At 73.6% G+C, this 13607-nt stretch carries 9 protein-coding genes and 1 tRNA gene; 5 read left to right on the top strand and 5 right to left on the bottom strand.

Annotated elements, in window-relative coordinates:
- Positions 1–177 precede the first annotated feature (177 nt).
- Positions 178–2781 carry an SCO7613 C-terminal domain-containing membrane protein gene (locus ACFWRV_RS31855; RefSeq protein ID WP_384339389.1) on the bottom strand — a complete coding sequence of 868 codons (2604 nt, stop codon included), beginning with the start codon at positions 2779–2781 and terminating at the stop codon, positions 178–180.
- A gap of 139 nt (positions 2782–2920) precedes the next feature.
- On the opposite strand from ACFWRV_RS31855, the gene ACFWRV_RS31850 reads away from it, so the two are divergent.
- Positions 2921–2992: transfer RNA gene (locus tag ACFWRV_RS31850), tRNA-Val, on the top strand.
- Between the two features lie 65 nt (positions 2993–3057).
- Here ACFWRV_RS31850 and ACFWRV_RS31845 read toward each other — a convergent pair.
- Entirely contained in the window at positions 3058–3783 is a 726-nt protein-coding gene (locus ACFWRV_RS31845; protein WP_384339388.1) for a 3'-5' exonuclease, read from the bottom strand.
- A 227-nt stretch (positions 3784–4010) separates the two neighbouring features.
- On the opposite strand from ACFWRV_RS31845, the gene ACFWRV_RS31840 reads away from it, so the two are divergent.
- The 3 genes from ACFWRV_RS31840 to thrS all read left to right on the top strand — a co-directional run bounded on the left by ACFWRV_RS31840 (position 4011) and on the right by thrS (position 7936).
- On the top strand, positions 4011–4607 hold the full coding sequence (locus tag ACFWRV_RS31840) for a DUF4365 domain-containing protein (RefSeq protein ID WP_384339387.1): 597 nt from the start codon (positions 4011–4013) through the stop codon (positions 4605–4607).
- The gene (locus ACFWRV_RS31835; RefSeq protein WP_384339386.1) at positions 4607–5860 is read left to right on the top strand and encodes a hypothetical protein; all 1254 of its coding nucleotides are present in this window, start codon (positions 4607–4609) and stop codon (positions 5858–5860) included. Before ACFWRV_RS31840 ends, ACFWRV_RS31835 begins: the two co-directional genes overlap by 1 nt.
- 99 nt (positions 5861–5959) lie before the next feature.
- Entirely contained in the window at positions 5960–7936 is a 1977-nt protein-coding gene (thrS, locus tag ACFWRV_RS31830) for a threonine--tRNA ligase (RefSeq protein ID WP_384339385.1), read from the top strand.
- A gap of 29 nt (positions 7937–7965) precedes the next feature.
- On the opposite strand, the gene ACFWRV_RS31825 is transcribed toward thrS, so the two are convergent.
- The gene (locus ACFWRV_RS31825; RefSeq protein ID WP_384339384.1) at positions 7966–8643 is read right to left on the bottom strand and encodes a potassium channel family protein; all 678 of its coding nucleotides are present in this window, start codon (positions 8641–8643) and stop codon (positions 7966–7968) included.
- Positions 8644–8709: 66 nt separating this feature from the next.
- Here ACFWRV_RS31825 and ACFWRV_RS31820 point away from each other — a divergent pair, with 66 nt between their 5' ends.
- Complete coding sequence (locus ACFWRV_RS31820; RefSeq protein WP_384339383.1) at positions 8710–9285, top strand: HIT family protein; 576 nt, start codon at positions 8710–8712, stop codon at positions 9283–9285.
- 48 nt (positions 9286–9333) lie between these two features.
- On the opposite strand, the gene ACFWRV_RS31815 is transcribed toward ACFWRV_RS31820, so the two are convergent.
- Together ACFWRV_RS31815 and ACFWRV_RS31810 are read right to left on the bottom strand one after the other, a co-directional pair.
- The gene (locus tag ACFWRV_RS31815; RefSeq protein WP_384339382.1) at positions 9334–11004 is read right to left on the bottom strand and encodes a hypothetical protein; all 1671 of its coding nucleotides are present in this window, start codon (positions 11002–11004) and stop codon (positions 9334–9336) included.
- A 153-nt stretch (positions 11005–11157) separates the two neighbouring features.
- Positions 11158–13383, bottom strand: coding sequence for an elongation factor G-like protein EF-G2 (locus tag ACFWRV_RS31810; protein WP_384339381.1), 2226 nt, complete (start codon positions 13381–13383; stop codon positions 11158–11160).
- Positions 13384–13607: the final 224 nt, after the last annotated feature.

Raw genomic sequence — 13607 nt, 5'->3', positions numbered from 1 at the left:
CTGAGCGAGGACGCACCCGGCACACGGTGACCGGACCCGTCGGGGGGGGGGGGCCCCGGGGCCCGGGGGCCCCCCCCCCCGCGGGGGCGCCCCCCCCCGCCGGGGGCCAGCGGGGGCCCCCCCCCCCCCCGCGGGGGCGGGGCCCCCCCCCCCGGGCGCCCCCGCCCCCGGCGCGGCTCAGCGCATCCGCCCCAGCGTGTCCCTGAGCCGGCGGGCGTCGCGCAGCCGCTGCTCGTACGTCGCCCCCACCACCAGCAACAGCAGTCCGGCCAGGGCCGGCGGCAGCCAGCGGGGGAGCGCCCCCGCCACCTGCACCACGTACGGCGCCAGCTCGTGCAGTCCGTCCAGGGCCAGCACCGCCCCGCCGAGGAGCAGCAGCGCCTGCAGCCGGTAGCGCGCGCCCAGCAGCGTGATCGCCAGCGCCGCCACGCCCAGCAGCAACGGCCGCTGCCAGTCCGGGTCGGTCCAGGCGACCGCCAGGCTCGGCAGCAGCGTCGCCGCGAGCCCCGGCCCGTACGCCGTCCACGACGACGCCTCCGGGTCCTTCCGGCGCCGCAGGAACCCCACCACCAGGGCGGGCACGGTCACCGGCAGGGTGTACGCCTCCGGGATCGACACCTCCGAAGCCGCCAGCCGCACCCAGGCGGCCAGCACGAACAGCGCCGCAGCCAGGCAGCCCGCCACCGTCCGCCGCTCCGGCCGCACCGCCGCGCCCGCCGCCAGCACCCCGCACAGCGCCAGCACCAGGGCCAGGAACGGCGCGTCGGACACCGCGAGCCCCACCGCGACCAGCGCACCCAGCGCCCCCGTCAGCTCCACCGGCAACGCCACGGGGTCCCGCCGCAGCCGCGCCCCGAGCAGCACTGTCAGCGCGGGAACCAGGAGCAGCAGCGGCGCGGCCTCGTGCGGGGCGAGCTCCAGCGACCGGCCCGCGAGACCCGTGAGCGCGGTGCCCCAGACCACCGCGGCGACCGCGAACACCGCCGTCGGCACCGCGCTCCGGGCCCGGACCGCCGCCCCGGCGAACAGCACCGTCAGCGCCCCGAACACCCCGTACGCGGCCCCCTCGGACGCCAGCGACAGCAGCCCGGCGCTCACCGCCCCGCCGACCGCCCCGACCAGCGCGGTCACCGCGAGTGCCCCCGACCCGTCCCGGCCGCTCCCCGGGGCGCGTACGGCCAGGGCGAGCAGCGCGGCCACCAGAAGCGTCTCCGCGACCACCGCGAGGGCGTACGGCACGTCCAGCACGGCCCCGGCCACCAGCAGCGCACCCCAGCCCAGAGCCGTCGCCCCCGCCCCGGCGGCCCCGCGCACCGCGGCCCCGGACGGCCGCCTGCGGGCGCCGACGCCACCGGTGGCGTACCAGGGCGCGCCGGCCCCGGGCGCCGTCCAGGCCGCGCCCGGGGTACCCGCCGCGTCCGCCCCCGGCGTCTCCTCCCGTACGGTCAGCGGCGCGGCGAGCCGCACCAGCGACGGCCACCACCGGTAGGCCGCCCCCAGCAGCCCGGCCACCAGGGCCAGCACCACCGGGGCCGCGGCCAGTTCCGTCCACGGCAGCGTCGACCCCAGCGCGGACCGGAAGCCCTCCGGCGACCCCGCCCACACGTCGGACAGGATCGTCACCGGGCCCAGCAGCACCGCCGCGACCGGCGGCAGCGCCCACATCAGGGACCCGGCCACCACCGCACCCGACGCCGCCAGCACCCCGTGCGCGGCGTTCCTCGGCAGCCGCGAACGGACGACCACCGCCGCCGCGAGACCGCACAGCAGGTACGCGAGCACCCGCCAGCCCTCCGGGACCGCCGCCGCCGGTACACCGCCCACGGCCGCCACCCCCGCGAGGCCCGCCACCGCGCCGCCCGCCCGCGCGAAGCCCTTCGGCGCGCGCCATGCCCCGGCCCCGGCCGCCACCGCTGCCGCCAGCAGCAGCCCGCCGGGCGCGACCGCCCCGAGCGGCCCGGAGGCCGTCGTGGACAGCGTCAGCCCCACCATCAGCGCCGAGAAGGCCATCACCGATCCGCCGACACACGCCGTGACCCGGACCCCGGTGCCCTTGCCCCACAGGGCGATCGCCCCGTCCAGCACGGCCGTGGCCAGCAGCGCCCACCCGACCACCAGTGCCGGAGCGCCCGCGGCCCACGCCCAGAACAGCAGCGGCCACTGGGCGAGCACCACGGCGGCCGGCAGCGGAAGGCGCAGCCTGCCCAGCGCCAGCCCGTACGCGGTCCACAGCGCGGCGAGCACCGCCGACGCGGCGGCCGTGAAGCCGAGCCCGTCCGTGTCCGGCACGGCCACCGCGTGGACCGCGTAGGCGTCCAGCAGCGTCAGCACCAGGGCCAGGGCCGCCAGCGCCTCGGCAGTGGAGGCCAGCCCCCGCCGCAGCAGCACCGCCGGGGCGATCAGCGCCCCCAGCGTCACGACGGACAGCACGGCGGACCGGCCGCCGATCCCCATCGAGCCCCAGCTCACCAGCGTGAACGCGATGGCCGCCACCGTCAGCAGCAGACCGCCCAGCGTCAGCAGGACGTTCTGCGCGCCGCGCGGCGCGGACGGCTGCTTCGGCACGTAACCCCACGGCTGCGCCGGAGCACCCGGGCGGCCGCCGGGCGGCGCCCCCCAGGCCGACGGGTTCCAGCCCGGGCCGGCCGCAGGCACGGGCGGCCGGAGCGCGGCGAGCAGCCAGGCGCGCCGGGTCAGCAGCTGGGCCCGGCGGGCGTCCAGCTCGGCCAGTTCTCGGTCGAGGCGGGCCAGTTCCTCGGCGGGCGGGGGCACATGTTCCATGTACGGGAGTGTGGTCCCGGCCACCCGGCCCGTACATGCGCTCGGATACTCACTTCCCGGCCGGGACGCTCTGAGTAGAGCGCGGCCGGAAGGAGTTTGAACCAAGCCCTCGGAGCCCTGTATGGTTCAACCCGTTCCCGGGCGATTAGCTCAGTGGGAGAGCGCTTCGTTCACACCGAAGAGGTCACTGGTTCGAACCCAGTATCGCCCACCGGGGAAAGCCGGTCCGCACGCATCACGCGGACCGGCTTTCGCATGTCCGGGCCACCCGGCCCCTCACGCCGCCGCGGGCAGCTCCGGGCGCAGCGGCCACGACGGGTCCACCGCCTCCGGCGTCCCGCTCTTGGCGAACCACGCCTCCAGACCACGCGCCTGGGCCGCGTGCCAGGACACCTGCCGGCTGTGCAGCTCGGACGGCGACAGCCGCTCCAGCCGGGTCGAGAAGCGCCGGCACACCGCCCGCACCAGCTCCAGCGAGGCGGTCGCGTCGGCCGCCGCGTCATGGGCCCCGTCGAGCACCACCTCGTAACGCGCGCACAGATCCGTGAGCGTTCGGCGGCCCTTGCGGTAGCGGTCCAGATGCTTGTCCAGCACCCGCGGGTCGACCACCCGCAGCGGCACCCCGTCGAGATACCCCGCCAGCGACGACGCCCGGTGCCGCCTCAACTCCCGGTCCAGCAGCGTCAGGTCGAAGGGAGCGTTCATCACGACCAGCGGCCGGCCGGTCGCGCAGCTCTCCGCCAGCGCCCGGGCTATCTCGTCCATCACCGGGGCGGGCCAACGCCCGTTGCGCTGAAGGTGATCGTCGGTCAGGCCGTGGATCTCGGTCGCCCCGGGCGGAACCGGAACCCCCGGATTCACCAGCCAGCGGGTGACGCGGACGCGACCGCCCGCGGTGTCCTGCGCGACGAGAGCGGCCGAAACGATCCGGTCCTGCTCGACGTCCACGCCTGTCGTCTCCGTGTCAAAAGCGGCCAGCGGCCCTTCGAACCAGTGCATCATCCCCGAACTCCTCGCACCCGCACGGCAGATGGAATGATTCCTCTGCCCGATATCGGTGATACCCGGGCTGTTTGCCTGATACGCCGTTTGCGGGCGGTCTGATGCGGTGACAACACAGGTGAGACGCCGGGCAGTTGCTGCCGACGTCCGTCGATCCGTCCAGCCCACGACACCCCGCCGGCAGACCACCTGCCATCGATCGGCACGCCCGGAAGGCACACGGAGCCATGGCGCTCGCGCAGCCCGACCCCGGGGGAACCGCCCGCGCCGAGGCCTTCGGGCCGCGGCTGCCGCAGCAGCCGGGCGCGCCACTGCGCGGCTCCCTCGCCACCACCGCCTGCATGGAGACCCTTCAGGTGGGCTATCTGCACGCCGTCGCGGCGGCGGCGGGATGCTCGCTGTCCCAGCCCTTCCCCGACAACGGCATCGACTGGCACGTCAGCCACGGCGCCGCCGCCCACACCGTCGACGACGAAGTGACCATCAAGGTGCAGCTCAAGTGCACCTATCAGATACCGCCGCACCCGGCGGGCGGGGCGTTCTCCTTCACCCTCGACAACGCCCACCTCGTCAAGCTCGCCCGCTCCCCGGTGTCGGTGCACAAGATCCTGGTCGTGATGATCGTGCCCCGCAGCCAGGACGACTGGCTGCGCGCCGGGCCGGGCGGCCTCGACCTGCGCCACTGCTGTTACTGGACCAACCTGGCCGGCCACGCGGTGACGGGCCGCTACCGGACCACTGTGCGCATCCCGACCTCGCGGATCTTCGACGACCGCGCGCTCTGCGACATCATGGCCCGGGTCGGGGCCGGAGGGAGACCCTGATGCACCGGTCGATGGACGAGCCCACGGGCGGGGCGGGGCTCCCCGCCGCCCGCTCGCACCCCACCGTCCGCCCGTGGCCCCCGCCGCCCGCCGACGCGGGCGCCGAGCTGCCCGACCCCGCGGTCCTCGGGGCCCTCCTGCGCCGGCACGGCTGGCAGCGGCGCGGGGGAGCGCCGGGACGCTACGGCCGCTGGACCCCGCCCGGATCCGCCGCCGGGGCGACCAGCCTGCTGGTGCCCGAGAGCGCGGCCTTCCCCGACAGCGGGGAGCTGATCGAGGAAGCCCTCGTCGCCCTCGGCCGCAGCGCCGACCCCTCCGCCCGTGACGTCCTGGTCTCCCTCGCCGTGCCCAGCGACGAGATCCGCTGGTGGCGCGAGGTCCCCGAGTCGGCGGCCGGAGCGGCCGGCGCCTCGGGCTGGTCCGAGGCGGAGGAACTGCGGTCGGCCGCCCGGCAGGTCCTCATGGCCGGGGCCCTCGCGACCCGCGGCCGGGCGGGCTACCACGGCGCCCGGCACCGCCGAAAGGCCCGGGCCGCCCTCGACGACGCCCTGATCGGGCCCGGCGCCGACGGCCGCAGCCTCACCGGGTACGTCCCCGTCGCCTCCGGTCGCGCCGTCGCCGTCCAGCTCTGCCACGCGCTGCACGCCACCCGCGAGGCGGTCGACTACCAGCGGGCCACCGGCGGCATGGAGGCCTTCGACAGCGCGGTCGCCGCGGGTGTCGGCCGGGAGCTGACCGAGGCGCTGATCGCCCTGGTGCGCGGCTCCGAGGGGGCCGGGATCGACCTGCGGTGGGCGCCCGCCGCGGGCACCCCGGACGGCTGCCCGGCCCGGCCCGCCCCCGTCGAGTTCTCCCCGGGGGACCTGCCCGCCCTGCGCGCCGCCGGAGCCCGCTACCTCCGCGACGAACCCGCCGTGCAGGTGCGGCTGACCGGCGCGGTGGTCCGGCTGCGCCGCTCCGGGCCGCGCGGCGCCGGGATCGTACGGCTGCGGGTGCTGGCCGGGGCCGAGGTCGCGCACGTCCGCGTGGAGCTGGACGAGGAGGCGTACCGCATCGCGGGCCACGCCCACCTCGTGGGGCTCCCGCTGCGGGTGGAGGGGCGGCTGGAGAACCGGGGCGGCTTCCGGCGGCTCACCGGAGCCTCGCAGGTCGCGCCCGTCCAGGTCGACGAGGCCGAGCGGGACCGGCTGATGAAGGCCCTCCAGGAGAACGTCGACTTCTTCGAGGAGGCGTGCGCGGGGGAGGAGCCGTAGCCCGGCCCGGAAGGCGTTCGCATCGGGGGCGTACGGCTCGGTACGATTCTCCTTGCCCGTGCGATGAGAAACGGGCGCCCCCTCAGTCAGGAGAGACCGGTGTCAGACGTCCGTGTGATCATCCAACGCGATTCCGAGCGGGAAGAGCACGTGGTGACGACGGGCACGACGGCCGGCGAGCTCTTCCCCGGACAGCGCACCGTCGTCGCCGCGCGCATCGGCGGCGAGCTGAAGGACCTCTCGTACGAGCTCCAGGACGGCGAGAGCGTCGAGCCGGTGGAGATCTCCTCCGAGGACGGGCTCAACATCCTGCGCCACTCCACCGCGCACGTCATGGCCCAGGCCGTGCAGGAGCTCTTCCCCGAGGCCAAGCTCGGCATCGGCCCGCCGGTCAAGGACGGCTTCTACTACGACTTCGACGTCGAGAAGCCGTTCACCCCCGAGGACCTCAAGGCCGTCGAGAAGAAGATGCAGGAGATCCAGAAGCGGGGCCAGAAGTTCTCCCGTCGCGTGGTCTCCGACGAGGCCGCCCGCGAGGAGCTGGCCGACGAGCCGTACAAGCTGGAGCTCATCGGCATCAAGGGCTCCGCCTCCTCGGACGACGGCGCGGACGTCGAGGTGGGCGGCGGCGAGCTGACCATCTACGACAACCTCGACCCCAAGACCGGCGACCTGTGCTGGAAGGACCTCTGCCGGGGTCCGCACCTGCCCACCACCCGGTTCATCCCGGCGTTCAAGCTGATGCGCAACGCCGCCGCGTACTGGCGCGGCAGCGAGAAGAACCCGATGCTCCAGCGCATCTACGGCACCGCCTGGCCGACCAAGGACGAGCTGAAGGCGCACCTGGAGTTCCTGGAGGAGGCCGCCAAGCGCGACCACCGCAAGCTCGGCAACGAGCTGGACCTCTTCTCCTTCCCCGACGAGATCGGCCCCGGCCTCGCGGTGTTCCACCCCAAGGGCGGCGTCATCCGCCGGGCCATGGAGGACTACTCGCGCCGCCGTCACGAGGAGGAGGGCTACGAGTTCGTCTACTCGCCGCACGCCACCAAGGGCAAGCTCTTCGAGAAGTCCGGCCACCTGGACTGGTACGCCGACGGCATGTACCCGCCCATGCAGCTCGACGACGGGGTGGACTACTACCTCAAGCCGATGAACTGCCCGATGCACAACCTGATCTTCGACGCGCGTGGCCGCTCCTACCGCGAACTGCCGCTGCGCCTCTTCGAGTTCGGCACGGTGTACCGGTACGAGAAGTCGGGCGTCGTGCACGGCCTGACCCGCTCGCGCGGCTTCACGCAGGACGACGCGCACATCTACTGCACCAAGGAGCAGATGGCGGAGGAGCTGGACCGCACGCTCACCTTCGTGCTGAACCTGCTCCGCGACTACGGGCTCACCGACTTCTACCTGGAGCTGTCCACCAAGGACCCGGAGAAGTACGTCGGCTCGGACGAGACCTGGGAAGAGGCCACCGAGACGCTGCGTCAGGTCGCCGAGAAGCAGGGCCTGCCCCTGGTCCCGGACCCGGGCGGCGCCGCGTTCTACGGTCCGAAGATCTCCGTGCAGTGCAAGGACGCCATCGGCCGCACCTGGCAGATGTCGACCGTGCAGCTCGACTTCAACCTGCCGGAGCGCTTCGACCTGGAGTACACCGGTCCGGACGGCTCCAAGCAGCGCCCGGTCATGATCCACCGTGCCCTGTTCGGTTCCATCGAGCGCTTCTTCGCCGTGCTCCTGGAGCACTACGCGGGCGCGTTCCCGGTCTGGCTCGCCCCGGTCCAGGCCGTCGGCATCCCGATCGGCGACGCCCACATCCCCTACCTCCAGGAGTTCGCCGCCAAGGCGCGCAAGCAGGGGCTGCGGGTGGATGTGGACGCCTCCTCCGACCGGATGCAGAAGAAGATCCGCAACCAGCAGAAGGCCAAGGTGCCCTTCATGATCATCGCTGGTGACGAGGACATGGCCAACGGGGCCGTCTCCTTCCGCTACCGCGACGGTTCGCAGGAGAACGGCATCCCGGTCGACGAGGCCCTCGCCAAGATCGCGAAGGCCGTCGAGGACCGCGTACAGGTCTGATCCGTACGGCGAAACGGCCCCCCCGAGTGCTACCAGCGCTCCGGGGGCCGTTTCTCGTCCTCCCTGGTGAACACCTGGATCAGCCACGAGGAGAACGACCCCGTCACCGCCCCGAGCAGCGCGAGACCGCAGGCCATCAGCCCCGCCGCGACCGTCCGGCCCCACGGCGTGACCGGCGTGGCATCCCCGTAACCGACCGTCGTGAGCGTCGCGCACGCCCACCACACCGCGTCGCCGAACGTGCGGATGGAGGCTCCGGGGGCGGTGTGCTCCAGGTGGTAGACGGCGAGCGAGGCGGAGAAGCCGAGCAGGACGGCGGTCAGGCTCGCGTACGACATGACCCGCGCGTACAGACTCAGCCGGGGCCGGTCACGGCGCTGCTGCACCGCCGTGTAGACCTTGACCATGCGCAGCGGGCGCAGCAGCGGCAGCAGCAGGACCAGGGTGTCGAGCCAGTGGGTGTGGACGAAGCGTGCGCCGAGCCCGCTGAGCCGCAGCCGCGTCCCGTAGTCGACGAGGAAGAGCAGCCAGGTCGACCAGACGAGGATCAGCGCGATGTCGTTCCAGGGCTCGGCCTCGTGCGGGGTCAGCACCCGGACCGCGTACCCCGTCAGGAAGAGCAGCCCCGCGGCGAAGAGCGGAACCTCCGTGCGCTGCTCCCAGCGGGTCATCCGGGCGGAGGGATCGGGGGCGGGTCGGTCGCTCATCGGCTCAGCATCGTGGGCGGCCGAGCGGTGCGCCCCCGGCGACACGCTCCGCCGGGGTGACGCAATATGCTGATCGGCATGACGAGTGAGCCGGAGCAGCAGATCGGCGTGGGGACGCCCGACGCATTCCAGCGCCTGTGGACCCCCCATCGGATGGCGTACATCCAGGGCGAGAACAAGCCCAGCGGCCCGGGCGCCGAGGACGGCTGTCCGTTCTGTTCGATCCCGGCGAAATCCGACGAGGACGGCCTCGTCGTGGCGCGCGGCGAGCACGTCTACGCGGTGCTGAACCTCTACCCGTACAACGGCGGCCACCTCATGGTCGTGCCTTACCGCCACGTGGCCGACTACACCGAACTGGACGGCCAGGAGACGGCGGAGCTGGCGGACTTCACCAAGCGGGCGATGATCGCGCTGCGGGCGGCCTCCGGCGCGCACGGCTTCAACATCGGCATGAACCAGGGCTCGGTCGCCGGCGCCGGGATCGCCGCGCACCTGCACCAGCACCTGGTGCCGCGCTGGGGCGGGGACACCAACTTCATGCCGGTCATCGGCCACACCAAGGTGCTGCCCCAGCTGCTGGGCGACACCCGGGCGATGCTGGCCGACGCCTGGCCGACGGGCGGACTGCCGGCCCGCTGAGCAGGCTCGAAGGAGGGCCCGTCGGAGTGGTCCGGCGGGCCCTTCCGGCTACGCGTCGTAGACGTCGGCCTTGCGCGGGGCCGGGTCCTGGACGAGGCCGCTCAGTATGATCGAGCGGTTGTCGAAGCGCTCCGTGTCGACACCGTTCTCCGCGAGGACCCGCATCGCCGCCGTGTGGACCGCCCGCAGCACCGGGGTGGCGGCACGCATCGCGTCGTCCGCCATGAAGCGGTGGTTCCACGGCTTGGCCGCCCATGCGTGCCGCAGCCCGAACGGCTCGGGCAGCACGATCTTCCCGCCCAGGTAGTCCAGCATCGGCGGATACCAGGTGAGAGGGGCTCGCAGGGCGAGCCGGACAACCTCCTTGGCGTCCACCAGGGCCAGCTGGACGTCCCGGGTCTCCCAGAAGCGGACCGTCTTGTTGACCGTCTTCGTCTTCGCCGCCGGTTTGGAGAGGAACAGGCCGTGCACCGGCCCCAGCGCGTGGCCCGTGACCTCGATGCGCAGTGTCTCGTGGAGCACGGTCACGCTGATCATCATGGTGATCACCAGCTGGCCGTCCCACAGGGTGAACTGGACGCCCAGGTAGTGCCGGTCGCCGCTGCCGAACTGCTGGTGGTTGCAGATCCGCTGTATCTCGTGCGGCTTCACCTGGAAGGTGGCGACGTCCTCCCCCTCGGGGCGCGTGACGGCGTCGGCGTTCTCCCCGATGGGCGAGACGACCCAGTGCTTCACGGACGGCTTCGGGAAGCCGCCGGTGTTCAGCGGCCCGCGCTCCAGCATCTTCAGCTGGTCGTGGATGATCCGGATCAGGTCCCAGCTGCGGAACTGGTGGATCTCCTTCGTCGGGTCCTTCGGCAGCAGCTCCTCGGCCAGCTGCCAGCTGCCCCAGCGGGTGCCCATCCCGAGGACGCCCTTGGGGCCGGCGTAGAAGACGGCGTTCGACTGCTGCTCGGCCGACAGCTTCTCCAGACCCTGGCGCAGGGCCTCGCGGGCGGTCTCGTTGGGGTTCTTCGGGACCGCCTCGGGGATCTTCGCGATCACCCCGGTGCCGGAGAGAAGGCCCTCCCAGCGGGCCCGCATGTCCCTGGCCGAGGTCTCGGCGATCCGTTTGGCGAGCACCCAGCCGATCACCGGCGCGATGACCGCGCCCCGGAAGTAGAGCGCCCAGAAGCCGTCCAGGGGCAGCTTCACCACCAGGATCAGCGCACCGACCCCGAAGGCGGCCAGCAGCACCGTGCCGACCGCCTTGAACGCCGTGTCGCTGGACTTGTTGAGCGCCTCCCGGATCCGGAAGGCGATCACCCAGGCCAGCATGCCCGGCAGGAACAGGACGCCGAACACCACGGTCACCAGGGTGAGGCGGGTGTCCCGGGCCTTGCGCAGGTTGTTCGCCGACAGGCAGTGCTCCACCACGGTCTGCGGGTCCGTGCCGAAGGACTGGATCAGCGCCTTGCGGGCGCCGCCGAGCATGCGCTCCTGGACCGCCCGGGAGAACGCCTCACCGAGATTCGGCTTGAAGTAGTCGGACTTGAAGAGTTTGGAGGAGCCCGGCTTCACCGTCGATTTGTGCCACTCGCTGTTGGCGTCGAGGATCGTCTCCACCGGGCTGTCCCGATACGCCGCCGAGGCCAGGGCATTGGTCGCCACGGTCTGGCCGCCCGCGCCCTGGACCGGGATCTGGGCCCCGGGTGAGAAGTCGAATCCGTCGCTGGCCACCTGTCGCCCCCACTCGCCGCACGTCTGCTCCTGCGGTGTGCCCAACTACCGTACGCGGCATACCTTCTGAGCTGCGACCACAGCGTATCGTCCCGATCACACCGCCACCCGTCACCCGCGTGGACGCGGACGGCGTATGCGACAGTGCGCCGGTCACGCGCCGGGCGATCCGTCCCCCCGCTCCACGCGGACCCGGTCGGCGACCTGCGGCGGCATCGCCTCGTGCCGGGCGTACGCCCGGTCGAATCGGCCGGTGCCGTGCGACAGGGAGCGCAGGTCCACGGCGTACCTGCCGACCTCGATCTCCGGCACCTCGGCCCGTACGAGGGTGCGCCCGCCCGCACTCTGCTCGGTGCCCACGACCCGGCCCCGCCGCCCCGAGAGGTCGCTCATCACCGGGCCCACGTAGTCGTCGGGGACCAGGACGCTCACCTCGCACACCGGTTCCAGGAGCTGGATGCGGGACGCGGACGCGGCCTCGCGCAGCGCGAGCGCCCCGGCGGTCTGGAAGGCGGCGTCGGAGGAGTCCACCGAGTGCGCCTTGCCGTCCAGCAGCGTGACCCGGACGTCGACCAGGGGGTGCCCGGCGGCCAGTCCCCGGGCGGCCTGGGCCCGCACGCCCTTCTCCACCGAGACGATGAACTGGCGCGGCACCGCACCGCCGACGACCTTGTCGACGAACTCGATCCCGGTGCCCGGCGGCAGCGGCTCCACCTCGATCTCGCAGATCGCGAACTGGCCGTGCCCGCCCGACTGTTTGACGTGCCGTCCGCGCCCGGCGGCCCGCCCGGCGAACGTCTCGCGCAGCGGCACCCGGTGCGGTTCCGCGTCGACCTGGACGCCGTAACGGCTGCGCAGCCGCTCCAGGGCCACCTCCTGGTGGGCCTCGCCCAGGCACCACAGGACGACCTGGCCGGTGTCCGGGTTCTGTTCGAGGCGCAGCGTGGGGTCCTCGGCGACCAGCCGGGCCAGCCCCTGCGACAGTTTGTCCTCGTCCGCCTTGCCGTGCGCCCGTACGGCCAGCGGGAGCAGGGGGTCGGGCGTCGACCAGGGCTCGATCAGGACCGGGTCGTCGGCCGGGGAGAGCGTGTCGCCGGTCTCCGCCTCCCCGAGCCGGGCCACACACGCCAGATCGCCCGCGACGCACCGGTCCAGCGCGTGCTGCCGCCGGCCGAACGGTGAGGTGAGCGCCCCGACGCGGATCTCCGCCTCGTGACAGGGGCGCGGGGCGCGCCCCGTCGCGTCCAGGCCGTGGCCGCACAGGTGCACGGAGTCGTCGGGGCGCAGGGTGCCGGAGAAGACGCGGACCAGCGAGACGCGGCCCACGTACGGGTCGGAGGACGTCTTGACGACCTCGGCGACCAGCGGGCCGTCCGGGTCGCAGACCGGCGCGGGCCGGGGCCCGCCCGCCGGGGTGGTGACGACCGGCGGGGTGCGCTCCAGCGGGGTCGGGAAGCCGCGGGTGATCAGCTCCAGCAGTTCGACGGTGCCGATGCCCTGGCGGGCGCCCTCGGCCGCGGGCGCCGCGGTGAGGACGGGGTGGAAGGAGCCCCGGGCCACGGCCCGTTCCAGATCGGCGACCAGGGTCGTGACGTCGATGTCCTCGCCGCCGAGATAGCGGTCCATCAGGGACTCGTCCTCGCTCTCGGCGATGATCCCCTCGATCAGCCGGTCCCGGGCCGCCCGCAGGGGCTCCTCCTGGCCGGGCGCGGGCGGCTCCTCGGCACGTTCCCCCGAGGAGTAGTCGAGGATCCGCCGGCTCAGCAGCCCGGTGAGCCCGGTCAGCGGGGCGTGCCCGTCAGCGCCCTCGGGCCCCAGGACCGGCAGGTACAGCGGCAGTACGGCGTCGGGGTCCTCGCCACCGAAGTTCTCGGCGCAGATCCGGGTCATGTCGTCGAACGAGGTGCGGGCGGTGTCCAGGTGGGTGACGACGATCGCGCGCGGCATGCCGACGAGCGCGCACTCCTCCCAGGCGGCCCGGGTGGTCGCGGCCACGGACTCGGCCTCCTGGGCCGCCGAGACGACGAAGAGGGCCGCGTCCGCGGCGCGCAGACCGGCCCTCAGCTCCCCGACGAAGTCCGCGTAGCCGGGGGTGTCCAGCAGGTTGATCTTGCAGCCGTCCCAGGCCACCGGGACCAGCGAGAGCTGTACCGAACGCCGTCGGCGCTGTTCGATCTCGTCGTAGTCGGAGACGGTCGCCCCGTCCTCGACCCGGCCGGCCCGGTTCACCGCCCCCGCCGTCAGGGCCAAGGCCTCGACCAGGGTGGTCTTGCCCGATCCGCTGGGGCCGACCAGCACCACGTTCCGTACGGCGGAGGGGTGGCCGGCCGTCGGTGCTCCTCCGGCGGCTCCGGGATGTGCGTGTGTCTTTTCGCCCATGGTGCGTGCCTCCCGGTCGATGGCGCGGTGCGGGGGAGGGCGACCGCGCGCGGAGCAGCGGTGGTCACGGGCACGGGGAGGCCGCCGCGGCGGCTTCGGCGACGCCCGCGGTCCTTCGAGCTTGGCACCGGAGCGGGGCCGCGTCCATACGTCGCGCCCGGGCGCCGGCCGGCCGGAGTGATGGCAGGTGCGCTGGTCTTTTTCCCGATGGGGGAGTTCTTCTG

The sequence above is a fragment of the Streptomyces sp. NPDC058576 genome (assembly GCF_042718715.1).
Lineage (GTDB): Bacteria > Actinomycetota > Actinomycetes > Streptomycetales > Streptomycetaceae > Streptomyces.
This window is presented reverse-complemented; position numbering and strand designations above follow the sequence as displayed.